14 protein-coding genes and 1 pseudogene are annotated in these 25,733 nt (G+C 47.1%); 6 read left to right on the top strand and 9 right to left on the bottom strand.

Translation table 11 applies throughout. From position 1 onward, the window contains the following. The 6 genes from HYD27_RS28650 to HYD27_RS28625 form a co-directional block, all read left to right on the top strand. Window positions 1-638, top strand: a 638-nt coding sequence (locus HYD27_RS28650; protein ID WP_219221013.1) for an acyl carrier protein, incomplete at its 5' end; no start/stop codon positions are given. Next, window positions 635-11,155: an SDR family NAD(P)-dependent oxidoreductase gene (locus HYD27_RS28645; protein ID WP_219221011.1), complete on the top strand. Its 10,521-nt coding sequence runs from the start codon at window positions 635-637 to the stop codon at window positions 11,153-11,155. The genes HYD27_RS28650 and HYD27_RS28645, both read left to right, overlap by 4 nt. Next, window positions 11,155-11,907: a 4'-phosphopantetheinyl transferase family protein gene (locus HYD27_RS28640; RefSeq protein ID WP_228745409.1), complete on the top strand. Its 753-nt coding sequence runs from the start codon at window positions 11,155-11,157 to the stop codon at window positions 11,905-11,907. The genes HYD27_RS28645 and HYD27_RS28640 overlap by 1 nt, the downstream gene beginning before the upstream one ends. A gap of 38 nt (window positions 11,908-11,945) precedes the next feature. After that, the gene (locus HYD27_RS28635) at window positions 11,946-12,632 is read left to right on the top strand and encodes an MBL fold metallo-hydrolase (RefSeq protein WP_228745406.1); all 687 of its coding nucleotides are present in this window, start codon (window positions 11,946-11,948) and stop codon (window positions 12,630-12,632) included. A 13-nt stretch (window positions 12,633-12,645) separates the two neighbouring features. Continuing rightward, window positions 12,646-14,946 (top strand): ACP S-malonyltransferase, encoded by a 2,301-nt coding sequence (gene fabD / locus HYD27_RS28630; protein WP_219221007.1) that lies wholly within the window; start codon window positions 12,646-12,648, stop codon window positions 14,944-14,946. Window positions 14,947-15,396: 450 nt separating this feature from the next. Beyond that, window positions 15,397-15,777, top strand: a complete 381-nt coding sequence (locus HYD27_RS28625; RefSeq protein WP_219221006.1) for a hypothetical protein — start codon at window positions 15,397-15,399, stop codon at window positions 15,775-15,777. A gap of 85 nt (window positions 15,778-15,862) precedes the next feature. Here the strand turns inward: HYD27_RS28625 and HYD27_RS28620 are convergent, their stop codons facing one another. From HYD27_RS28620 to HYD27_RS28580, 9 genes and pseudogenes are all read right to left on the bottom strand, one after another. After that, entirely contained in the window at window positions 15,863-16,123 is a 261-nt protein-coding gene (locus tag HYD27_RS28620; protein ID WP_219221005.1) for a hypothetical protein, read from the bottom strand. 952 nt (window positions 16,124-17,075) lie between these two features. Further along, window positions 17,076-17,540, bottom strand: a pseudogene (locus tag HYD27_RS28615) (IS110 family transposase); the annotation flags it as partial. A 261-nt stretch (window positions 17,541-17,801) separates the two neighbouring features. After that, the gene (locus tag HYD27_RS32250; protein ID WP_228745405.1) at window positions 17,802-18,818 is read right to left on the bottom strand and encodes a hypothetical protein; all 1,017 of its coding nucleotides are present in this window, start codon (window positions 18,816-18,818) and stop codon (window positions 17,802-17,804) included. A gap of 95 nt (window positions 18,819-18,913) precedes the next feature. Beyond that, entirely contained in the window at window positions 18,914-20,728 is a 1,815-nt protein-coding gene (locus HYD27_RS28605) for a VirB4 family type IV secretion system protein (RefSeq protein WP_219221003.1), read from the bottom strand. A gap of 4 nt (window positions 20,729-20,732) precedes the next feature. Continuing rightward, the gene (locus HYD27_RS28600) at window positions 20,733-21,566 is read right to left on the bottom strand and encodes a C39 family peptidase (protein ID WP_309242141.1); all 834 of its coding nucleotides are present in this window, start codon (window positions 21,564-21,566) and stop codon (window positions 20,733-20,735) included. A gap of 3 nt (window positions 21,567-21,569) precedes the next feature. Further along, complete coding sequence (locus tag HYD27_RS28595) at window positions 21,570-22,241, bottom strand: hypothetical protein (RefSeq protein ID WP_219221001.1); 672 nt, start codon at window positions 22,239-22,241, stop codon at window positions 21,570-21,572. 18 nt (window positions 22,242-22,259) lie between these two features. Continuing rightward, window positions 22,260-24,008, bottom strand: a complete 1,749-nt coding sequence (locus HYD27_RS28590) for a DUF8193 domain-containing protein (protein ID WP_219221000.1) — start codon at window positions 24,006-24,008, stop codon at window positions 22,260-22,262. 72 nt (window positions 24,009-24,080) lie between these two features. Then, complete coding sequence (locus tag HYD27_RS28585) at window positions 24,081-25,331, bottom strand: DUF6550 family protein (RefSeq protein WP_219220998.1); 1,251 nt, start codon at window positions 25,329-25,331, stop codon at window positions 24,081-24,083. After that, on the bottom strand, window positions 25,328-25,720 hold the full coding sequence (locus tag HYD27_RS28580) for a DUF4320 family protein (RefSeq protein ID WP_219220997.1): 393 nt from the start codon (window positions 25,718-25,720) through the stop codon (window positions 25,328-25,330). The genes HYD27_RS28585 and HYD27_RS28580 overlap by 4 nt, the downstream gene beginning before the upstream one ends. Window positions 25,721-25,733: the final 13 nt, after the last annotated feature.

Below are 25,733 nucleotides of genomic sequence, written 5' to 3'. Positions count from 1 at the left end.
TGGAAGGCAGTCCGCTGCTGAGCCAGAAACAGTGGATGAAACAACTGGGTAAGCAAGGATTCGAGCGAACGAGCACATACAATACTGGCGATGAGCTGGAATCTGCACTAGATCTGATCGTATCGTATAACGACGGTGTCGCTGATCCGGTAAATAATTCCTATCAAAATGCGATATTAACTGATCATTCAGGTTCTTCTGTAATGACGAAAGCTCCTGCGGAGAGTGCAGCAGCTGCAACTGGATTACAACCTGCGCAACTATCACTCGAATTTATTGAATCGGTTGTCAAAGAGAGCTTCTATTATGCATTGGGTATTACAGAAAGTAACCTTGATCCGCATAAACCGTTTAAAGACTACGGTATCGATTCAATTACCGGAATTAATGTGATTACCACTCTGAACGAGCGGTTGGGAATTCAGCTGAAAGCAATCGTATTGTTCGATTACATTACGATTACGGATTTGTCCGGTTATATTTACAACGAATATAGGGATCAGATTCACATGGGGATGGCAGCACCTACAACTTCAGAATTGGAACCGGAGGATACGCTAAGGAATGTGCTGCATCAGCTCCAGCAGGGAGCAAAATCGATTGAGGAAGTCAATGCGTATCTGGAGAGGATAATATGAAGCCAATGAAACAAGAACAATGGAACATTCTTGAGATGATTCAAAAGGGCAGTATATCCGCTGAGGATGGATATACTCGTTTGCTAGAGTTGAAAAGAGAACAGGCACGCGATAGGGAGGAGCTTCGAGTCATACCGCTGGAGCTGAGTCTGGCGGCTCATCCTTCATCCGCTAATCATATTTTGTTTGATCAGAAGGTAATGACGATCGACGGGTTAGTAGAGCTCGTCTATGGAGTGTTCTCCCGTGAACGGAATATCTCTAGGATTAGCCTAACAAATCTTGTTGCCTTGGAGCCCTTGAGTGAACCTGTCGGCAGCCACTGTATCAAGAAGCTCATGGTTGAGTATCGTGGAAGCAATGGATCATTTTTGGTGAGGGACGCCGACGGCGTCCCTCCCAAAGTTTATTTGAAGGGAAATATTAGCGACTCTATCAACGAACCAGTCCCCTTTTGTTCCTATCCTGTGCTTGCAGAGGGGAATTGGGAGCATTTGGCGGATGAATTAATATATTCAATTGATGTGAATGCGCATATTGGCGGATTTTATCGGAATTTATTTGACTTCTCCTTCTCCGGAAATCGGGTAGCCTTTCGTATTTTTCCGCAGGGAAAGGGTTCTCTGACACTGGATCCGACTTTGTTGAACAGCGTTATTCTAGGCGGAATTAAACTTGCTCAGCAGCGATACCCTCAACAGGATGGTTTCTATATACCGGTCGAACTAGATCGGCTTGATATGGAAAGAGAGGCCGTAAATGATTCTCAACTTATCGTCCGCCGTCCGCTTCAAGGTTTTTTGGAACTTTCCCATGCTGAGGGAGATTATTTAACCTTTGATGCGGCTATTATTCGGGATAACGGTGAAATGGTTTTACGCTGTCCTTGTCTGCGGCTGAAAAGGATTAGTTCGGCCCAACCGGTAACTGTTGGTGCGACTGCTGTGCCAGCGGATATAGATAATGATGATCGGGAAATCGCAATTATCGGAATGTCCGGACGTTTCCCGGAAGCAGAAGATTGCGAGCAGTTTTGGAAACTGCTTTCTGAAGGACGATCTGGAATTAAGGAGGTCCCGAAGAATCGTTGGAATATAGATGATCTGTATAGCGGGAATCCCGGAGAATATCGTAAAACGTATTGCCGCTCCGGTGGTTTTTTATCCGATATTGATCAGTTTGATGCCAGGTTCTTTCAAATGACGGACAAGGAAGCAGAAGTAACAGATCCACAGCAACGTTTGTTTCTGGAAGCATGCTGGGAGGCTATGGAGGAGGCGGGTTACGCAAACGATGCGGTTTCCCGATCCGCGTGTGGTGTTTTTGTTGGTGTAGGACAAAGTGATTACCAGGATCGGATGAAAAGTGAAGAGGTCCAAGTAGGTCCGCAATCATTCTGGGGTAATGACAGCTCCGTCCTGGCTTCACGTATTTCTTATTTTTTAAATTTAAAAGGACCTAGCATTGCTATCAATACTGCTTGTTCCTCTTCTCTGGTATCGATTCATTTGGCTTGTCAAAGTATTTTGTCCGGCGAATGTAATATGGCTCTGGCAGGCGGTGTATTCATCGGAACAACACCTAATTTCTTTATTGTAAGCAGCAATGCCCAGATGCTGTCTCCGGACGGAGCTTGTTACGCGTTTGACCACCGCGCCAACGGATTTGTACCGGGAGAAGGGGCTGGGGTGATCGTGCTGAAATCGCTGAACCAGGCGATTAAGGACAAAGATCCGATTATTGGTGTCATCAACGCTAGTGCACTGAATCAGGATGGTAAAACAAATGGCATTACGGCACCAAGCTCACTCTCTCAGTCCGAATTGGAAGAAAAGTTATATCGCCAGGCTGATATCAACCCGGAATCCATTACGTATGTAGAGGCACACGGGACTGGCACGCCTCTGGGAGATCCTATCGAGTTCGAGGCGCTGTCTCGCACGTTTCGCAAATACACGAGCAAAGAGCAATTCTGCGCGCTCGGCTCTGTTAAGGCTAATATTGGTCATGCTGCTACTGCGGCAGGCATTGCCAGCATGATTAAGGTGCTGCTTGCTATGAAGCACAAGCAGATTCCTCCTTGTATTACCTTTGAACAAGAAAACCCGAATATTCGTTTGAAAGAAAGTCCATTTTATATAAATAAAGAGCTAATTCCATGGCCCAGCGCCAATGATGGGAAGTTGAGGGCGGCGGTAAGCTCATTTGGCTTCAGCGGGACGAATTGCCATATCGTCGTAAGCGAGTCACCGCGTGCTCTACGCAGGAAGGCACGCGATAATCGGCCGTACATTATTCCATTGTCTGCTCGGACATCAGATGCTTTGATAGCACAAATGATTCGATTGTCCAGAAGAATAATGGATGGAAACGATCTGGAATTATCTAATGCTGCGTATACGCTCGGCTGCCGAAGAAAGCATTATTCAATCAGAACAGCGTTTATTGTCCGCAGTTTGACCGACTTTGTGGAGCAGTTACAAGCAGCGATTACCGATTTAACCGCACATAATGAAAGAATGATCCAGGGAGCAGTCCTATCAGGCAACTCGGGCCCGACAGGGTTATTATCCGAGATAGCTGACTGTAAGGATAAGACGGGTAAGTGGTATTTTGAGCGATTGCAGGAAGTGATGCGGCGGTATAAAGAGGGCGCAGATCTTGAGTGGGACCACTTGTACCGGGATGAGGATGTAAAGTGTATTACGTTGCCCGCGTACGCATTCCAAAAGCGCCGTTATTGGCTGGATATACCAGAGAACAAGATGCTGTCATCGCACATTGCTGATGTTGTCCATCAGGAAGATGAAGAATCTTGCGGGAATCAAACTGTTTTTTATACCAAAAAATGGGTAATATCTCCCTTGGAAAATGTAGCTAACGATAGTAAGGAACCTTTAATTATCGTAACGGATCGTGCTAAGGGGAATGTCATACCAGCTAGTCGTGTACAAGTTATAACGGTGTCCCCATCTGATTGGCAGGATGGATGTCAGCAATTGGGGGAACGTGTTGCTTCAATCGTGCAAGGACTTGATCAAGTTCAACTGGAGCGCGTGAAGTTGGTAATTCATCTGGATGCGCAGATACAGCGGAATTGGAATGACGAAGCTGGCTATGAGGAACAATTGGCGCAAAGTTTTTATCTTTTATTTCAGATCGCCCGTTCTTTATTGCAGGTTAAGGCAACCGCTGTGGATATCGTGTTTATATTCCAGTCTGCTAAGGGAATGACACAACCGTTCTTTGCAGCTCTTGAAGGGCTGGCAAAGGCTATTGTGCTTGAGCAACCCCGGTTTGCTGTTCGCATTGTGGAGCATCAAGAAACGGTGGACGCGGCTTATGATTGGGACACGCTTTTTTGTATGGAATTAAATGATCTGGTTTTATCCCGAGGATCGGCTTATGTACGCTATGTATCAGGGGAGCGGCGGATTTCCTCGCTATTCGAAGTACAGCTTCCGGCTGTGAATGCGCAGCCCGCCACGCTGAGGACGGGGGGAACTTATCTAATTACAGGCGGTACGCAAGGAATAGGACAAGCGCTGGCTATTTATTTGGCGCAAGCTTACCATGCTCGTTTAATTCTCATGGGCAGGTCTCCTATAAACAGAGAAATAGAAGCGTTATTGAACCGTTTGCATCAAACGGGCGGCGATGCTCGGTATATACAGGCCGATGTGACGGTATCTGCGGAAGTTCAGTCAGTTGCCGGTGGCTTGAAGACGAGCGGTATGTGGATAGATGGTATTTTTCACTGCGCCGGTTCTATCTCGAATGACTTAATGAAGGACAAGCGCAAGGAACAAATCGAGCATGTGATCGGTCCAAAGGTTGTAGGAACGATTCATTTATTGAAATATTTGCAGCCAATAACAAACGATTTCATTATGTTATTCTCGTCTATTGCGTCATTGTTTGGCGGCAAAGGGCAGACTGATTATGCATACGCGAACAGTTTTATGGACCATCTCTCACTAATGAGCCGCATGAAACGGCCTTATTTATTGAGCGCGAATTGGTTTCATTGGTTGAATGGTGGAATGCACCCCGAGCCTGAACTGCTGCGTTATATGCAACGGGATTTTGGTGTACAGCCGGTTACAACCGAACAGGGAACGGCTGCAATCGAGCGCTGGCTTCAGTCGGATTATGCGAACCTGTTGATTCTGAGCGGAGAGCCGTCTACCATCCGTCGGGCGGTCAAGTCTTCTATTCCTTCGCTGCCGAAACAGACGGAAAGGAACTTGAAAGGCTTGGATTACGCGCTTGCGAATAGAGATACCAAGACGTACAGCAGCGAACTTGTCGTTCTACTGCGGAGAATCATTTCACAGGAAACGGGCATTCCGGCCGAGGATTTGGATGGACAATCGGAATTCGAATCGCTGGGAATGGACTCCTTGATGATCACGAATGTTACGGCGAGATTGGTGAAGGTATTTCCGGGACTCCCCAAAACCGTCTTTTTTGAAGTATTTACCTTGGATGATCTGGCGTTGTATTTGAATGATCGCTACGCATCCGAATGCAGGGATTTATTCGATAATATCGCTGCGTCATCATCTGAGGTTGAGAAATTGACGGAATCGATTGAGAATGAGCATGAGCCGGATGGAGAGGCAGCGGCAAACCAACGCAGAGACATTGCTGTCATTGGGATGAGCGGTATCTATCCAAAGGCACCTGATCTGGAGGCATTTTGGGATCGCTTGAGAGAGGGAACAGACTGTATTGAAAAGACCCCTCCTGGCCGGTGGGATAATCAGAGAGATACAGTCCCAGGATATGGCGGCTATCTTTCGGAATATGATCACTTCGACCCGCTCTTCTTTAGAATTTCGCCCAAAGAAGCCGAGTGGATGGACCCTCAGGAGCGTTTGTTCATTCAAGAAGTGTGGCATACACTAGAAGACTCAGGATATACAAGGGAGACACTGCAGGGGAAACGAGTAGGGGTATTCGTCGGCGTGACAAACGGTCATTATCAGCTGCATGAGACCGAGATTGCTGGCGAATTGGTGAGTCCTCTAAATTCGTATGCTTCTATTGCGAATCGTATTTCTTATTTGCTGCATTTGGATGGGCCAAGTCTGGCCGTCGATACGATGTGCTCATCTTTTCTTACGGCCTTGCATCTGGCCAGCGAAAGCTTGAAGCGGGGCGAATGCGATTTGGCCATCGCCGGGAGTGCGAACCTGATCTTGCATCCATATAAACAAGTACAGCTTAGTTTAAGCAAGTTTGCTTCGCCAAAGGGACGCTGCCATAGCTTTGGCAAGTCTGCCGATGGTTATGTTCCGGGCGAAGGGGTAGGAGCTGTGTTGTTAAAGCCAGTAGCTGCTGCTGAAGCGGATGCCGACTATATTTATGGGGTTATTCGAGCGACCAGCATTAATCACGGCGGCCGCAGCAATGGTTATACGGTACCGAATCCGAAGGGGCAGACAGCGGTGATCATGGACGCTTTGGATCAGGCCGGTGTTTCTCCGGAGGAAATCGGCTACCTGGAAGCTCATGGTGCGGGTACGCCGCTTGGTGATCCGGTTGAAATACAAGGGTTGACACGGGCTTTCGGGATGTTTACGGAGAAGAAGCAGTATTGTGCGATCGGATCGGTAAAATCCAATATTGGTCATTTAGAGGCTGCCGCAGGTATGGCAGGGCTGACAAAGGTACTTTTGCAGATGAAGTATAAGCTCCTTGTACCGAGTTTGCATACAGACGAAATAAATCCGGACATTGAATTCTCCCAAACTCCGTTTATCTTACAACGATCTATTGCGCCGTGGCCTGCCGTTACAAAAAAGCTTGCTAACGGTACGATTATCGAACGGCCGCGCCTGGCAGGAATCAGTGCTTTTGGCGCTGGAGGCTCGAACGGACATGTGATTGTTGAGGAGCACCATAACGATCATCTAAAGGTATTCGACGGTTCTGCCGGAGGAAGCGAATTATTCGTGTTCTCGGCAATGGATGCCCCGTCGCTTCGCAGAACGGTCAAGCGATTTTATGATTTTGTGGAATTGAGGGGGTCAGCTGCAGTTTCTCAAGTTGATGACACAACGATTGACCGGGTTAGACCGGATGTGTACCGGATATTGGAAGAGTTGGTCCATGTGCCACAAGAATTGCTTGGAGACGAGCATAATCTCGGCGATTATATCGTTGATTATTTCGATTGGACAAGGCTTTTCCAGAAGCTGAGCGAGCTGGGGTATCCACCGTTGAGACCGGAGAGCGGACTGGAAGGAGAAACTATCGGCGGTCTGATCCGGAAACTGGGTGATTCGGTTAAGCCTGAATGTTATCACAAAGTGGTGCCGTACCGTCTGTGTGATATGGCGTATACACTGCAAGTGGGACGTGAACCGTTGAAGGAGCGACTTGCTCTAGTGGTTCACTCTCCTTCGGATTTATGTTCGAAACTTCAGATATGGTTGAGTCAATCCGAAGCAACTATCCACCCGGAGATCTACAGTACATTTGCCAACGTTGCAACCGTCATTCCATCTGAACGAGAAGAACAGCATTCTTCTAACAACGCTTTGCATCAGGCTGCACGGAGCTGGGTTTCGAGACAATTGGTAAATTGGAGCACATTAGTGCCAACACAACCTGTATATAGGTTACCGCTTCCTGGCTATGATTTTCACCCAGAACGTTATTGGGTGAAAACACCCGCTAAACCGTGCTTGATGTCGGAACGTCATCAATTGCACCCGCTCGTCGGGCATAATGTATCTACCTTTGATCGGACATTATTCTCAACAGCATTTGATGGACACGAGTTCTTTTTGAATGATCATGTGTTGCTGAATCAGAAAGTGCTCCCGGGTATGGCCTATTTGGAAGCAGCCCGATATGCAGCATCGCAGGCAACGGGAGAACCGGTACTTTGTATCCGCAACATGATGTGGAGCCGAGTGTTTAAACTTGAAGCTGCACCGCTTACGATGGTGACGGAACTTTCCCGTAATGGAAAAGGTATTGGATGCGAGTTCAGTTCTGTCGACGATCAGAATCAGCGGTCGGTACATGGCTCATGCCGAATTATTACAGGGACTATGAAGGCGCCGTCCCCGGTTTCTCTTGAACTGCTGCATGCAAGAATGGATGGTTACTTAGAAGGAATTGATATGTATAAATATTATCAGGCGGGCGGGCTTAACTATGGCCCGGCCTTTAAGATGGTCCAATCTGTTCGTTACAATGCGAATGAGGCACTGGCCAGTCTAAAGCTGCCGGCTTCGCTGGAAAGCAGTTTCAACCTTTATGGATTCCACCCTGCATTATTGGATGCGGCATTTCAGGGCGGTATCTGCATTCAATCGGAGCAGGAACTATCCAGCCCTAACACGCATATTCCTTTCTTCCTGGAGGAAGCGATCATGTACGCGCCGTTGGAACGGGAATGCTGCGCACATATTACGTTGACACCTCGGGCGAATTCGAATGAAGGTGGAAATTCTGGTATACGGAAACTAAACTGCCAGTTATTATCTACTACGGGTAACATTCTTATTGAATTGAAAGGGTTCACTGCGCGAGCAGCCCAATTAGAACAGTCGGCAAGTCAGTTAACGAATGAGGAGAAGCCCGTGATTCTGGCCAGTGAGGAGAGAGCGGTTCCAGCTATTCGTTATTATATCCCTGCTTGGGAACCTAATTCTATTAATGATAACTTCACACCAAGAGATCAGGCGGATTTAATCGTTATTTTTGATTTGAATGGAAAACGGTTCAGGAACATGATAAAGAAGGCTGCTCCGGCTAAAGTTGTACTTGTTAAGCAAGGTGAGGGGTTTCAACAGATTGGGGAGTCTGCCTACACGATAAGATTCGATCAGTCGAGTGATTATGCGAGACTCTTACGCGACTTGGTTGATCACGGCCAATTTCCTACGCATATCATTATGGGATGCTCGGCTTCCGATAGGGAAACTACTCTTGAAGAGATGTTTCTTCATCATGATATCCGCGAAACTTTGCATGCCGAGTTGAATTACAGCGCGATCGCTGTGTTCCACCTGTTGAAGGCTTGGAAAGAGGTGTTGGATAAGAAGGAAGTAACGCTGCTTGCTTGCGAGTCGCTCACAGATGGGCTGGATCGTGTACTATCAAGCACGATACGTGGATTTGCCCATTCGCTGCAGATTCATATGCCTTCGATAAGGATAAAGACAGTCCAACTGCCCGTTCGGATGATTGAAAAACAGCCGGAACGCTTGTTGTGCGAGTTGTTTGAAGCTTCAGAGAGCACAAGAGTTAAGTTGTTACCGGATACGAATAATCGGTACGAGCAGAGATTCAAACCCATTGGTTTAACGGATCACGAAGGGTCGCTTATACGAATGGGCGGGAATTATCTGATTACCGGCGGGATGGGTGGGATTGGTAAAATCATTACTCGCTATCTTGTACAAACCTATCATGCCAATGTTGTCTTGCTAGGAAGATCGGCATTAAATGAGGAGCATCGTGCTTTTGTGGATGAATTGCAAAGTAATGAATGCAAGGTTGTTTATTGTGCTTGTGATTTGACAAGAGAAGTCGAACTGAAGCACGCCCAGCAGCAATGGAATCTGGAGATAGGTTCCATTGATGGGGTCATTCATGCGGCAGGTATTATGAGTCAAAAGGACTTTTTGCATAAATCAGCGGAAGATATGATCCCAATTATTGACCCAAAGCTAACTGGGACAATTGTGCTTGACCGTGTTACTGAGCGGGAGCCATTACGTTTCTTCCTAGCGTTTTCCTCGACTTCCTCTATATTGGGCGACTATGGAAGATGTGACTATTCCGCAGCTAACAATGTATTGGATGAATATACGGTCTATAGGGAAGAACGGCGCAGACAAGGGCTTGTCTCCGGGGTGAGTTATGTGATTAATTGGCCGATATGGGAAGACGGCGGCATGCATTTGGGCAGTCGCGAAGCTGAGAGTCAGATGCTTCAAGCGCTGGGTATGCAATATTTAACGACCACGGATGCGTTAAAAGTGCTAGAGGGTGTGTTAAATCAAGAATGCAGTCATGTAGCCGTTTTTGCAGGAAATGATGGTAGTATTCAGCGATGGTTATCACCGAGCGATGCAGGTGAAGAAATCACTGCTGAGCTGCAGGGATCTGCGAAGCCTGTTTTTCAAGATGTAACGAAGAGTCCGGATCGTAACGCTTTCCAGGATATCGAAGAGAGAATTAAGGGCATGGTTGCCAATATGGTTCAAGTGAATACGGAAAGACTAGATGTGACTGAAAAGTTGGATGCTTACGGATTTAACTCAGTGACGATTACGGAATTATCCAGTCTTATAAACGAAGAATTTGATCTTGAGCTTAATCCGACTATTTTCTTTGAGTACTCAACGATCAGATCTTTAGCCCGGTATATCGGGCTCCTGATTGAACCTGAGATTGCTCAAATGCAGGAAGCTGGTGTCAGCGCCGACTTTGCAAACGAGATTGCTGCTGAGATAGCGGTAGAATATGCTCCCGGTATCTATTTGATTGACAAGCAGGATATTCGCACGAAAGAAGCATTAAGGCTTTATTTACTGCAATGCTCGCACTGGTATCAGGATGCGAATTATCGATTGCCGGAGAAATTATCAACAATAGAACCTGAAGAAGTAGCTGCACCACAGAGCTCCAAAACGTTCCTTCATCTGTTAGTAGAAGTCCGGAAGCGGAAAGTGGAGATCATGTCGATAGGAAAAGGCCCCCAATTGCTCATCATTCCGGGTTTTGGTATATCTGGCATGAGCTTAATCCATCAATTGGCTGATTTGTCCAAGCGATACCAGCTGTTGGTTATCCATTTGCCGGGCAGCGGCTTCAGCGAAGGAATGAAAGACTTGCTTAACCCGCCGACTGCCGCAAGGACGATTATTGAAGTGCTTGATGCAATTGCTATCAAGGTACCGATCCATGCGATGGGTTTCTCCTTCGGAGGATTAATTGCGCAAGAATTGATTAAGCAATACCCTGCAAGATTCCGTACATTGACGCTGGGATGCAGTTTTACGCGCACCGACTCGGCGGATACTTCGGAGCAATCGCTAGAAGAAAAATTTAAGGCGGATTTCGGAAATATGCGTAACGCCGATCAATATTATAAGCTTTACCTAGCGAGCAAATGCGTGAACAAATCTGCATTTGAATACTTGCCCAACGCTAGCTTAACCAGCTATACTTCAATTCCTGAAATTAACAGCATTGATATTCCCGTTCTGGTCATATCAGGCAGGTTCGATGCTGTTGTCAATTGTCATGAATCTGATATTATCGCGGAGCATATACCAAAGGCCGTACATGTTCGCTTTCTGCGAGGGGGGCATTGTGCCAATATCACTAATCCGTCTTCGTTCAACCGACTTGTTAAGCTCTTCCTTCAACATGAGGGCCTTGTGGCTTCGAGCAAATGGATAGCGCTTACGGAATCGCATCCAGTTGAATTGCTTAAAGATTACGCTATAAAGGAGTCTGTTGTTATCGGGGGCTCAGATCGTTGATGACGAATGAAGGGGTACGATTGCATGCTGCAAGGGTATCGAAGTTGCATTTTTCAAGAGATCCGCAAGTTTACCGTGCAGCTCTCTGCATGTATTCCAAATCCGACCAAGAGGCCTTTCCGAGGATGGAACTGGTGCTTCATCCTTCGGAGCTTGCGTACGGTTCTGCACTGGTTTATGAGAAGAGGCGGCAGGATTATTATATGGGCAGGTATGCTGCCAAGGTTGCCATTCACTCTTTCGATCCATCTCTTGCGATGCATGAAGTTCATGTCGGTCACGGGGTGTTTCAGCAACCGATTGTCGGGCATCCCAAGGCGTCACAAATAGGCGTAACAATTTCGCATAGCGGGGAGGTTGCTGCAGCCGCGGCATACGAAGAAGCACATCCGATGGGAGTAGATATCGAGCATGTACCTGGGCTTTTATTGGAGACAGTGCTTGAGCAGTTGACCGATTTCGAAAGACGTTTGCTTGAGAGCTGGCCATGGAGCAGAAGGGATTCGGCTGCTGCGTTATGGGCTTCAAAGGAGGCTTTGTCCAAGACGCTTAGAACGGGACTCACAACTCCTCTGCATATATTTGAGATCGATGCGGCAAGATTCGAAAAGGGCTCTAATGGTATAACACTTGTATGTACATTTCGCAATTTTTTTCAATATAAGTCAGTTGCCTTTAAGTGGGGAGATTATATGTGCTCTTTATGTTTCCCGCGTAAGTCGGAAATCTCATTCGCAGGAGAATCCATTTAAGTGTATTTATTGCAGCATAGGAAAGGACGCAGAGAGAATTGACATTTGAAAGAAGATCTACTTATGAAATGCATCAATTAAAGGTGGAGTATGGTTTTTTGAGGAACTACGTGTATTTAATCGTGGATCGTGAAACAAGGTATGCGGCGATAGTGGATCCCTCAGGGGAGTGGCATAAGGTTCAGACATGGCTAATGGAAAAGCAGGTCAATCTCAAATCCATTCTGATAACCCATACGCATGATGACCATATTCAATTGGTAGAGCCTTTAGTTCGAATGTATGATCCACAGGTCTATGTGTCAAGGAAGGAAGCCGAATACTATCAGTACTTCGCTAGTAATTTGAACCTGTTGGATGAGTGGGATTGTCTCTGTATCGGCAGAACGAGGGTTGAGGTTCTGCTTACACCGGGCCATTCTGCAGGCAGTGTTTGTTATCTGCTTGACGAGTCTCTAATTTCCGGGGATACATTGTTTGCTGAAGGCTGCGGCATTTGCAGCACGCCCGGCGGAGATGCAGAGCAAATGTTCCGCAGTCTGCAGATGATCAAGCGGGTAGTGCCCCCGTACACTAAGGTCTATCCGGGCCATTCTTATGGCAAGCCTCCGGGGCAAACCTTTGAATCCATTTTGGAATACAACATTTATTTGCAATTGGACAAGCAAGAGCATTTCATTTCTTTCCGTATGCGAAAAAATCAAGTGATCAGGAACCCGTATTAGGAGGAATTCTGCTGTGAGAGCATATGTGTTTCCCGGACAAGGCTCGCAAGTGAAAGGCATGGGCGCTTCGTTGTTTGACCGTTATCATGAATTAACTGCTCAAGCCGATGAAATACTTGGTTACTCGCTACAAGACCTTTGTCTGGAAGATCGGCATCAATGTCTGAATCAGACTCAATATACACAGCCAGCCTTATATGCTGTAAGTGTGCTTAGTTATATGCAGCAAGTTGAAGAAGCAGGGAAAGAGCCGGACGTGCTGGCGGGGCATAGCCTTGGGGAATATACGGCACTATATGCAGGCGGAGCATTTGATTTTGGAACTGGACTGAAGCTGGTTCAGCAGCGGGGACAATTGATGTCTAAGATTGAGGGAGGGGCAATGGCGGCGGTAATCGGTTTAACAGGCGATCAGGTTATGAGGGTGCTTCACGATAGCCGATTGTCGTCCATCGATATTGCCAATTACAACGCGCCACGGCAAATTGTCATTACAGGCCCTAAACAGGACATTGAAAAGGCCGGAAGGTTTTTCGAGGCTGCCGGTGCGTCCATGTACGTCGTATTGAAAGTGAGCGGTGCATTTCATTCCAGATATATGAAGGAATGTCAGACGCAGTTTGCCCGCTACTTGGACCACTTTACCTTTAATAGTTTGCGAATCCCTGTGCTCGCTAATCTAACGGGAATGCCGTACGCACAAGATGAGGTCAAATCCAACTTGGTCGGCCAGTTGGCTGCTCCGGTTTGTTGGACGGATTCGATCCGCTATTTGCTTGCACATGAGGCTCAGATTGAAGAAATTGGCCCCGGAAATGTCCTGACCCGCCTGGTCCAGAACATTGCTTCAGAGGCGGAGCCGTTGGACTTGCGAGGGAAAATCACTCTAACGGATACGATCGATTGGCTTGCCCGCAATGATGAATCTAAGGAAAAGCAGCAGACAGATGACTTAGGCGACCGGAAAATTAAGCTGAGTGCAGTAACGCTTGGCTGCGAACAATTCAGGCAAGATTATCGTGTACAATATGCTTATGTGACAGGTGCGATGTACAAAGGCATTGCTTCCAAAGAGCTTGTCGTTCGAATGGGCAAAGCAGGCATGCTCAGCTTCTTCGGATCCGGAGGGTTATCGCTGCAAGAGATCGAAGCAGCGATTGGGTATATTCAGCGGGAATTGGTCAAAGGCCAGCCTTACGGAATGAACCTGCTTCACCATCCCGATAAACCGCAGGTGGAAGAGCATCTGGTGGAGTTATATCTCAAGCACGGTATTCAGAATGTTGAAGCCGCAGCTTACATGGGGATTACTCCAGCTCTTGTTAGATACCGGGCCCATGGATTAAGGACCCGGGCTGACGGAACGATTGAAACCACTCATCGAATTATGGCCAAGCTGTCGCGTCCGGAGGTTGCCGAAGCTTTTTTAAGTCCTGCCGAAGGGAAGCTCATACAACGACTGACAGAAGAAGGGCTGATTACTTCGGAGCAGGCGAAGCTGCTGCCCTTAGTTCCTATGGCGGATGATATTTGCGTGGAATGCGATTCCGGCGGACATACGGACATGGGGGTAGCCTATGTGCTGGTTCCGGTAATTATGAAGCTGAGAGACGAACTGCAGAGGAAATACAACTATTCTAAAAGAATCAGAGTGGGGACGGCGGGAGGCATAGGGACTCCAGAAGCTGCGGCTGCGGCTTTTGTCATGGGTGCAGATTTCATCGTCACCGGCTCTATCAATCAATGCACCGTTGAAGCGGGGACCAGCGATTCAGTAAAGTACATGCTGAATCAAATGAATGTTCAAGATACCGATTATGCCCCCGCAGGGGATATGTTCGAATTAGGGGCAAAGGTGCAAGTGCTCAAAAAGGGAGTGTTTTTCCCTGTCCGTGCCAATAAGCTGTACGATATGTACAAATTTTTTGCTTCTATAGACGATATAGACGCGGCGCTTAGACAGCAACTAGAAGAAAAATATTTCAAACGCAATTTGGATCAGGTTTATGAGGATGTGAAGAAATATTACTCGCCAGCGGAAATTGAGAAGGCGGAACGGAATCCCAAGCATAAAATGACTGTCGTATTCAAATCGTATTTTGCTAACAGTACTAGGGCTGCCTTGATGGGCGATGAGCAACAAAAAGTGAATTATCAAATTCATTGTGGTCCTGCGCTGGGAGCCTTTAATCAATGGATGAAGGGTACACCATGGGAGAGGTGGACAAATCGGCATGTAGATGAAATTGGCAAGCATCTTATGGAAGAGACGTCTAAATTATTGAAAGAACGGCTATCGAAATGGGGATTTTAGAGGATTTAAGAAAGCGGTAAAATGATTTTCATTGTTGATTATGTGTAGGTTGCCTACGTCCAGTTTATGGATAGCGCTGAAATCTATTAGAAAGCAAGTTGAATTGAGAAGTGATTGTATACTTTTGACTTTTTGAAGATATCTATACGCTTTTATCGATAATGGAGCTTTTTACTCTGAATCGTCAAAACCGTTTGAGATCATCGTCTAAGGGAAGGGTGATACAAAGAGGAGCCAAAGCAAAACCTACTCAGTGAGCATAAAGAGCCATGAGCATATAAATCATGCCACGTTTCAGGTCAGTGTCGAAGTATTTTAGTAACTCAATTTTCGCTCTGCAAAAGTTGAGTTATATAACTCTAGAATCAACTATTTTACATTATCTTTGTTCGGGTTTAGGTCAATCCGTGATGAAATTTTTGGGGAATTTAATAATTACGAGGTGATATGATGAGTGGGAATAAGATAGGATTAAACAAGGATAAAAATAACCTTGTTTCATTTGAGAACGACAATTATATATCTAATAAAGTAAGTATCGATTTTGATGTTATTTACACTGACACTTCAAATGTTTTTGACTACAACCTTCATTTAGCGTACCGAGGGGATCAATTGCAATTAGTACAGTTTAATTCTACTCAAAACGATAATAGAGAATCTAATTTTATGGAGAAATATTCAAGGTTAATGACTTCTTTGTTTATTGAGGATTATATTTATAATGATGTCTTATTTTATAAAAAGATGTTAGGAGAAGAATATGCTTTTGATGGTTATGCTTTATCACAGAAAATAGTTGAAGCATTCTTTAATAGATTTTTCACATGAAAGATGAATTGTTGAGATTATGGTGCTATAAGATATCAAGATACAAATTTGATATGATTAATATGTGGGAAAAGGTACAAGGAAATCACATGGAGCTGTTGTAGGTGGAGGATAACGCGCGGAGGGGGACAAATTCCCCTCCGCGCCTTCGCTTGTTAATCCATAGATGGACCTTCTTGTTATACACAGCAGCCGGCGTGTAGTTTAGCAAATAAAATCCACTCATTCCCTGCTGGGTTTCTCTCAGACTGTCATAGTCGTTGATGTAAATTTCATTGTACTTCAGGCCGCGATAGAAGCGCTTGATCATAATATTGTCTTTGGCCCAAAACCTTTCCCCGTCCATGCTGACTTGAACTTCTTTTACTTGGGATTTATAAAATGGCTGCCCTGGTCACAGTTCACAATGGAGGGAATGCGCCTTGTAAAGGTACGTTTCATCATCTCCAGAACGAATTCAATCTTCAGACTCTGATCAGTTTGACAGTATACAATGAAGCGAGAATACCACATAGGAATAGAAGGGCATGTCTGTAAAAAAACTCAACATGCATTCCAAACAAGCTCAAGTAACTGTATTGCACTGAAACGATTCAGGCCAAGTAAGTCTGCCTGTGTTTGAACGGGGAGTGCAGCGTTTTGTGATGGGGAGTAGCCGTTCGTCTCGGCTGAGGTAATCGGCCAGATTTTTTACCCATGACAATTGGGGATTTAGCTTGCCCACTTCGGTGTAGAGATCTTCGATTTTTTGCCCATATTCTTTTTTCATCTTTGTGATTTCTTGGAGAGTCAACTACAAAGAGCTGGGCCAGGTTTTGATTCGCTTCGTTCTTCCACTGATTCGGCGCATTGAGGTTTCCTATCTAAGTTCCTTTTCCACATATTTTCATTATAGTTCATACCATGTTATTTCATCGTCCTCGCTCTGTTCATACATGCCAGCGTGTCCCTATCTGAAATTCCTTAGCCTTTTAAAAAGTTCCAGTGTGGTTGTGGAGCCTCATGCTCCAATAAATCTTTATCACCAAGCTCTGGTGGCTTGATCTCTCCAATTTGCATGGGGATAAGAACCGGTAGAAGCTGACCGACATTTCACACCTTTGTTTAATTATTCAAAGTAATTCAGGTTTCATGCAATAAAATCAAATATAAATGGATTTAAGTAAATCACAAAGCCGTAGCTGGTTGTTAAATAGGGAGATTCATTAAGTGTTTCGATATGGCCAAATGGAGCCTTCTTGGAATTTAACAAAGAAAGGCACAGCATTAACAGCATCCGTTTTAGGCAAACAGTTATGTCTGATATTCCCACCCTCCAGTACCTTCTGCAAACGATTCACTTCCCGGCTCCGTTCTTCAATGATACTTTGCCGATAGCGAATGATTTCCCGAAGCTCACGCTGCTCCCGATTTGGAATATAGCTCCCTTGCACGAGCCTATGCCGCAGAAGCTTTGCGATCCATTCCGCATCTTTTACGTCCGTTTTCCGTTCAGGCACCACTTGGATATGCTGGGCGTTTACGACGACCGGCATCAGTTTCTCCAGTTCCAGCAGGTTATAAATCGGTTTCCAGTAATCCCCGGTACTCTCCATCGCGACATGGGTGCATCGCTCGCTTTTGATCCAATCCACCAGATCGACAAGTCATCTGGTCAATGTTTCAAAACTTTTAATCTCCTTTCCTTTGGGGGTGATGATACATGCCGTAATACTTTTCTTGTGCACATCCAGTCCACAGCAACGTTCAATGAGGATTTCCATCGTTTGATTCTCCTGCCTACTGGCGCTTATTAAGGCGGTGCAAAGACCAATGCTAAGGTTATTCTGCCCTGCGTGCTTCCCCGAAGGGAGCAACAATCTGTGATGCACCGGGTCGTTGGGGTTCTTCTTATATGCGGGTTCGTATCACCAACAATTTCCGACCTAACTTCGCCAGCCCATTACCCAGTATCGCCCATATTTTCATTCCTCAGTGGTGCCGCACAGCGGCATGAGGGTCTTATATGTTATATCTACATGCTGTTAAAGCTTTAGATACGTTTGAAGTAACTGTTTATACAATAGCCCATTAGTTTTTGGATCAAATAAATCATGGGAACTATTGCCGAATAGGATATCTTGGTTAATGGTTTGTACCAGATAAGGTTTTAGGTCATCGGGAACAAACAGTCCTAGCGCTTGAACGGAAAGAGGCTTACAGCGCTCCATCGCCCGATAGAATACGGGCAAGTCATAGGGCATAGCCGAACCGCAGAGCAACCGGACATCTGCATGTACAAATGTCTCTTGTAAAGCGCGTTCGCTTAACGTTCCGCAATCGACCACAATGAAGTTATAGGTATGATTCAGCTCAGGCGTTAAATAGAAATCTATGTTTTCTATGACATAAGCGTTTTCTTTTTTATCCGGCTGAAACAGTTGGATAATATGCGCCAGATGTTTGCTGGTGTTCTCCTCCAAATAGCAGGCCGTTCCCCCATGAATGTTGATCCAAAGTGCCAGATTGAAGGTTGTAGTGGTTACACCCACACGTCGATCACATCCGGCAATGGCAATTGTGACATTGGTGCAATCAAAGCGGTACAGCTCTTCATTTATTGAGGGAGTCGGAAGTCCTTCCTGTATCGCCAATACTTGCGGGGCAGGCTGGTAACGCTGCATCCCATTCTCAGAAAAGCATTCCCGAAGCTCCGCCCGGATCGCTTCAATTTTCGTAGCGGTTACCACATTCAGAATTCCTGCTTGCGTCAATTGATGCAAGCAGGGACTGTTTGTCGGCAGCCCCTCTGCAACCATAATCACCCGCATATCATACATGGTCAGATAGGATAGCAAGGCTTGAATTAATTCCTCATCCGATTCCGTAACAGCCGTTCGATCCAGGGCGACATAGTGGACATGGGCAAAATGTCGCATATCTTTGACAACGAAGGACAATAAAGAGAATTGCCCGGTCAGTTTTTTCACGGGCAACTCCTGTTCGTCCTCCAAAAAATCCAACAGATTGATGTTTGCATTGCTTGTCAGATATAAAATCATTGTTCATCCTTCTCTCATCAGCAGTAGAATGAGTCCGACGATCATCAGGCCCATGTAGAAGAAAAGCTCAATGAGCTGCTTCCGCTTGTCCATCGTTATCGCCCTCCCGCCGTACCCATGTAGGCAAACTTATAGTCCGGGATTTCAAAGTGGGCGTGCAGTCGTTTGGAGCCAATCATCAGCAGGGCATGCTCCCGTTTTTTACTGGCGAGCAATTCCTCTTCGGCATCCGTCAAATTGTACAACTCCCGCGTCTCTTGCAGATTTTTTCCGTCTGTTCCCATCAGTATCTTGATGCAGGGAATATCCAGAAGGGCTTGACCATACATTTTAATTTCGGGAGCTAAGAAGTCCACAACACTGTGAGAAATGATTGCTAAAGCTGCTTCGTACTTCCGAGCGCGTTTCTCCACGTTTCTTAAGAAAATCAGACTCTGCGGCACATTGGGGTCGATCATCAGGTAGCATTCGTCGCTGATTAACAGCACCCGTTCCGTCCGATCTTTAGACATCTGCTCCCAGCACCAAGTTAATAAGTTGAAATACTGCGTCCGCTTGATATTGTCGGATGTATTTTGCAGCGTGTGAGTATCCAGACAAATGCAGCGGCTGTGGGTTTGAATCGTGCTGTGGCCATTCCATAAAAAAGAATCCCCGCCGTGAGCAATGTCGTACAACAGCAGGGACAGTTCCTTATACACGTCGTCACCGAGTGTTTTCTCCTTGTTATGGATGAGAAGGTGCAAGTCCGAGAAGGTAGGGAATTCGGTGTTTTGCAGCTTAGAGATATCGGTGGTCCAGGTAATGTGGAACTGGTTGTACAATTCAATCAGACACTGCTTGAGAACCGCTTTTTGCATCATGGTTAGGTCAGGAATGTAGAGATTAAAGAAAATCTCCAGGTTCTTGAGGTGCAAAGCCATGTCGGACATGCCGTTGCCCTCATCCTTATAAAGCGGAAATTCTTCATTCCCATCGTCGCGGGGAGCCGGACGGATTTGCAGGGGATTAATCTTGCCATTTGAGCCACCCCCGGCATTGATCCAGTCGCCGTTTAGTAACTTGCAAAGTTCCTTGTACTCCGACTCTGGGTCAATAAAAATGATTTTGGTTCCCTTCATATATTCACTGAGCGCGATATGCTTCACGGCTGTTGATTTGCCTACGCCCGCTACGCCCATAACGACGATATTGGAATTCGTGCGATCCCCGCCGCGCTTCCATAGATCGACGATAACCAGCCCGCCGCTGGCATCCTTAGCCAGATAGTAACCGGTTCCATCATTGAAGCCGCTGCTGGCAAAGGGAAAGCCGCCAACGAAGGTACTCATGGGCATGATTTTGTTCAGAATGCTTTCAATAGAGGCTTGGGCTGGATACATCGGGGAGAGATGCCGGAAGCTCTCTTTCTGCAGGTGAGCCAGCGTGCGTATTTTACAGCGCATCATGCTAAAGGTATTTTCCACGCGCCGACAGGTGCGCGCAAACAATTTGTCATCCTCTGCAAAAGGCATGACTAACACATTCATCAGTCCCACGGTTTCGCCGTGTTGGTCGATTTGCAGCATGATACTCTCGCCATCACTGGCTGCTTTTTCGGCGCGTTGTCGGGTGAGCGGGTCCTTGGCACTGTCCGCCAGGCTGCGGTTCTGCGTAATGGACTTGGAAATAGCGGAAACAAGGGCACTGTTATCAATGGGCTGAAAGCCGATGGATACCATCGTGGCTGGCACGTTGGTGAGAGTGGAAAGCCAGCCTACATCGGCTTTTGGTGGATATTGGATGACGCCGTACAGCTTGGCAGCTTGCTCTCCGATAACCAAACCGTTTCGGGAAAACTCTAGTCCCATGGGTGTAATCACATTCAAGAGTGAGGCGTTCACGGAGCTTCCAGACGGTGTTTGCTTCATACAATCACAACTCCTTTTCGCTAATGATCCAAAAAGGACCACCAGCGGCGGCGTTTTTTCGGGCTTCGTTTAAAATGATGGAAAAATCCCATGCCTGTTCGCTGCGCTTACGGCTCGCCGGATCAGCGACTAAAATCTTGCCGTCAGCGGTTACGCCGCGCAGCACCATAAAATGGCCGGAGGAGGTAAAATGGCCCTTGCCCATGATGGCAACAACCAGCTTGCCATGGGAGAGGGCGTCGATGATTTTCTGCTGCTCATGGGTTGTGGCTCCATCCACTTGCAGCCCAAAGTGTTTGGCTCCGTCTGGAATGAGGCTATGATAGCTGCCTGTGCCTTCCGCCAGATAGCCGTTGTTATAAGCCCATTTCGACATAGAGACTGGGTCAACAGGGGTTTGGGTTAATGTAGAAACCACAATGGATAAGGAGGTTGGCCCGCAGCCGGAAACACCGATGGTGTCGCGTGGACCGTAGGGCTTGTTTGCCCAGCGGATATCCATCTGGTTATAGTAGACCACTTCCCGGCTGCCGTCCTGGAAGGTGACGCCCTCATATTGCTGGCCTTGGCTCTCCAGATAGCCATCGTCTGTTTCTTGCAGCGATTGGGTGAAGCCGTAATCCATCCGCATTTCATCGACAACGGGTGCTTCATTGGCTCCCAGCATCAGCTTGAGTGATTCGATGGGAGAAGTGAGCAGTTGCAGCAGCATCGCGGCAAGAAGTAGAAACCCGATGACTAGAGCCAGGATCAGCATCAGTATTCGTTTTCGGGAATCCTCATCGGCAGCGATTTTAACAGCAAGCTTTGCAAGCAGTTTTGCAGTGGCCGGTTCCACGACTTACACCTCCCTGAGAAATGGAATGACAACTTCTGGCTCGGTGTTTTCCAGGTGGGTATAGGCCGGATTGTTGACCAGATTACATAGCTGGACAATCTCCTGCTGCTTTAACACGTGAGCCTGAACCTGTCCGTCCTCAAAATGCTGAACCAGACGCTTGGCTTTTTCCTGCAAATCCCGTTCCCCTGCTTCCTGGCGCTGCCACAGGATCAGGTAAAATTGCCGTTCTACCACTTCCCCCGACAAGGCAAAGGTGTTCATCTCCAGCATTTCTTGTCGCAGCAATTCCTTCTGCTTGGGATCGGCAGCAGGAAGCAACGCGCCAAGCTCGGAAATCAGTGGGGAGATATCGACTGGACGGCTGACGGCAAGAAACTTAAACGGGAAACGGACAGAGGAGAGTTCTGCTGTTAATTTGCTAATAATCATTCGTTTCTCGGAAGGACTTAACAAATCCAAGCTGATGGGAAAGATCCGCAAATAACAGAGTAGCCAGCCGTCCTGGGTGTACAGGAAGTTCCCACGAATGTCTTGAACATTTACAAATTGCTGGGCTGTTTGCGAGGCGAGACCCGTTTGCTCTCTGGATTTTGGTTTGCTTTTTTTCAAGTAAACGAAAACAGCTCCCCCGCCAACTAGGCAGAGGAGCAGCATGAGAATAGGCAGCAGCATGGATGCGGCACCACCCTTCTATTTTGTTTTTTGCGGAGCAATGTGCCAGTCCGAAAACAGATTGCCGGAAATCGTAATCGTGTCTTGCAGCTGGAGGGTCAGCATTCCATCCGGCGTCCACGCATCCAGAATGCGTGTGATGGGTGTATATGGGCCATCCGGGAACCATATCGGACTGAAATGCACGCGGCTATTGTAGGTGGAATACTCGTTGGGCTTCAGCCAAAAGTTGGCGTTGTAACCACGTTCCTTAAGATCATGGAGCCGCCAGTATGCCTGATAACCAAACTCCGGGAAATAGGAAACGGCATGTTGTGCACCAGTGATATGACTGCTCGGCGCATTGGAGGATAGAGTAGTAAAGCTGTTGATCTCCAGGCCATAGCCGGATTTCATGCGGTTTGATGAAAGTGAGGGGGATTTGGAGTCGGGGACAACGGATTGATGGGCAAGGAGAGAAGCGGTATAGCCCGTCCAGTCGTAATCCCACCAGCCGTTATCCTTCCAGTACCCATAATCGACCCAATATCCGCCGCCTTTTCCGTCTCCAACCCATTGCCAGTTAGGAATCCATACCCAATACTCATGCCAACGGGCTGACCAGATGCCCCAGGATGCGGTTGTCTTGGTTGAATAAGCATGGATGGAGGGAAGTTGAAAGGACGGTCTTCGATCCGTTACTTTCGGATCAGGGGGTGGATTTTGGCTTAAATCAACGATAGAGGCGGTGATGCTATTCTGGCTTACACTGCCCTGTGAGGATTGGACGGAAACCGTAACGGTTTGTGGGGTGCTTGGTGTTCGCCATTTGATCCATACCAACTGGCTCTCTCCCTCGGGGATGACAATGTTTGTGACCGTGTAGCTACTGCCCATGAGGGAAAAGGTGACGCGGGCCGGGTCTTTCGGAGTAATTTGCACGGAAGTGGAAAGACGGATGGAGGTAATGACATCGGTATCAGTGCGGTACTGATAATGGGTCTGGCTGGGCGGCGGTGTTGTTGGAGCTTCCTTGAAGCGAACAATGCCCAGGCCCAGGGACGTTATAATTTGGTCGTTGCTGACGCGGTCACTGGTTGATCCATCCCAAGCGGGAAAGCCGAGATCGGGCGTTTCCAGAAACATGGCCAGGGGCAGGTTTTGATGTGACAAACTAACCATTTTGGAACGCAATCCGCCATTCAGAACTTGATCATAAAGGGCTGCTTCATGGGCAGTCATGGCCATTTTAACTCCATTAAAGGTGATGTATGCAATAGGTTCGAGGAGGAGCTTATAGCTGCCATTGATGAGGGTGTCATAGTCAAATGCTGTCACTTCGGCAATATAACGAACAACCAGCTCATCTGTAAAGTAATTCTTGATTTCTTCTATGCTGGCTTGACCACGATCAGACTTAATAATAAAGGGAAGCTCTTTCTCCGGTTGAATATAGTTATAGACAGCTGTATTTGGTGTTAGGTTTATGCCATTCCTATATTGCAGCTTGCTTACCTTTCCAAAATGCATCAAGGTTCTGGAAGGTGTTCGGTTTGTGAAATCAACTGGAGTGGTTACAGGGGTTCTGTCATCATCTCTAACAATTGTGACGCGAACACCTTCATCATGTGTATTCCAAAAATATTGACCGCTTCCACTACCCATCCCGCCACCGCCGTGATCAATGTTTCCGTCTCCGTCTCCATCTGCATAGCTGCTGATAGGGAACATAAGTAGTATCAGCAAGGTCAAAATTATGCTGGGAGCAATGTGCTTTTTCACATGCATGACCTCCTGTGAAATTCTAAAAGCGCAGCTTGGTCGCTGCGCTTTTAGAATCTGTTTATTATTATTTGGATGTCAGTCCATTGAGCCAACTTTATTCCCGGTAAGCTCATCTCCATCGTTACCTACCGTTGTACCTTGAGTTCCACCACCTTGGTCTTCTACCCAGCCGAATCCGGGAAAATAAACCTGTCCTTTACTATTTTTATCTCCAGCCTTTGGCTCGTCCGTTTTCTTATTCGGCTCCGTGTCCTTTACCTCGTATTTAGGCGTGGACGCAGGAGTTTGAGGTTTATCGGTTACCTTTTCCTTGGGCTTTGGTGGCTCTGTGGGTTTGGATGTCTTTTCCGGTTGGGTGATCGAGACTTCGACTTGCTTCTTTTCTTTTTCGGGTTGAAGCACTGGAGCATCAGAAGGGACCGGCAGTTGTGTAATATCGGGAACCAACACAGGAGAAGGGCTTGGGCTATTCAGAGGGACAGTTGGACTGGGGGAAAGGTTCAGTACGTTTACGTCAGGGATTGTTGTTGCCGTTGGAGTAACGATTGGAGCAGCATTCGTGTCCTCACTATTTGGATCGGACGAGCCACTGATGGTCCATATTCCGATTACGCCAACAATCAAAATTCCAACAGCAAGCAGCAAGGCTTTTCGCTTCACAATCATGCATCTCCTTAGGAGTAAGAGTAGTTGCAAGGAATTATGCTTACCTTCATTGTACTGTATAATTCTGTAAAATCCAATAGAACCGGCGATCTGATTTTTAGCGAACCTCGTCTGCTCCCGCTTCACTAAATCTAGGCATATAGACCGCCTGAATAGGCAAATCGGCTTGATGGGAGGCAAATGGCTCCAGCCAAAGGAGAGGGGCACCTCTAGATGAATGACAGCCTGGGCCGTGAATTGCCGAATGTTGCCCGGGGTATCCGGGGCAAAAGGTGTATTCAGGATAGTAACAGATAGCCCGGAAAGGGTGTATTCAATCTGATCGCCTGTTCCCTTCACGTACTGATTGCCCTGCTGGGCAAGTCCCAGGGTTTCACTAAGCCGGGGATAAATACGACCTGTAGATACCTGCTCTGTCCATCGGCTGGAGGCGCGTGAAAAACCACCGGAGTAGCCTTGCCGCAGTCCGGCATAGACATTGCTGTAATTTTCGGTGGCTACGGCAATGATTGCGCTTTGGACGGCATCGCGCACACCGCTGGCAATGATGCTTAGGCGTAGATACTCATAGATCGCGCAGGACAAGATAAGTATCGCCAGCACAATCGCCACCGTGAGCGGAAACCCGCTGCCGGAGCGGTTAGTCCAGATACGTTTCACTTCCAAAACACCTCGCTTTTTCCGGTAGCCTTCGCCGTCAGGTCGATAGGGAAGGAACCAAAGCTGCCAAACAAGCCGATATTCATGCTACTTTGCAGCGTGAGGGTCACTTCTTCATTGATCTGGATCTGCCCGGTTCTGCTCCAGGAGATGGTGGGAACTATTCCTGTTTGTAACTGCAATTCCGCTGCCCGCTGAGTCGTTTCAGGACCGACCCGGCCCGAAATCTCCGCTTCTCGCACTAGCTCTGCTGCAAAGGTGTCCAGTTGTTGCTTGGTCACGAATACGGGAAATACCTTCACAGCCAAGGCCACGCACAGCATAGCCGCCAGCACCAGCACGACTACATCCACATAACCTTCCCCGCGTTTACATCGAATGAATGGCATGGGATTTCTCCTT

It is taken from the genome of Paenibacillus sp. S150 (assembly GCF_019352175.1).
In the GTDB taxonomy this organism is placed as follows: Bacteria; Bacillota; Bacilli; order Paenibacillales; family Paenibacillaceae; genus Paenibacillus_AQ.
This window is presented reverse-complemented; position numbering and strand designations above follow the sequence as displayed.

Coding starts and splice junctions, on each gene's coding strand:
- HYD27_RS28645 (WP_219221011.1), top strand. CDS start 635: ATGAAGCCAATGAAACAAGAACAATGGAACATTCTTGAGATGATTCAA.
- HYD27_RS28640 (WP_228745409.1), top strand. CDS start 11,155: ATGACGAATGAAGGGGTACGATTGCATGCTGCAAGGGTATCGAAGTTG.
- HYD27_RS28625 (WP_219221006.1), top strand. CDS start 15,397: ATGAGTGGGAATAAGATAGGATTAAACAAGGATAAAAATAACCTTGTT.
- HYD27_RS28620 (WP_219221005.1), bottom strand. CDS start 16,123: ATGGACGGGGAAAGGTTTTGGGCCAAAGACAATATTATGATCAAGCGC.
- HYD27_RS32250 (WP_228745405.1), bottom strand. CDS start 18,818: ATGATTTTATATCTGACAAGCAATGCAAACATCAATCTGTTGGATTTT.
- HYD27_RS28605 (WP_219221003.1), bottom strand. CDS start 20,728: ATGAAGCAAACACCGTCTGGAAGCTCCGTGAACGCCTCACTCTTGAAT.
- HYD27_RS28595 (WP_219221001.1), bottom strand. CDS start 22,241: ATGCTGCTGCCTATTCTCATGCTGCTCCTCTGCCTAGTTGGCGGGGGA.
- HYD27_RS28590 (WP_219221000.1), bottom strand. CDS start 24,008: ATGCATGTGAAAAAGCACATTGCTCCCAGCATAATTTTGACCTTGCTG.
- HYD27_RS28580 (WP_219220997.1), bottom strand. CDS start 25,720: ATGCCATTCATTCGATGTAAACGCGGGGAAGGTTATGTGGATGTAGTC.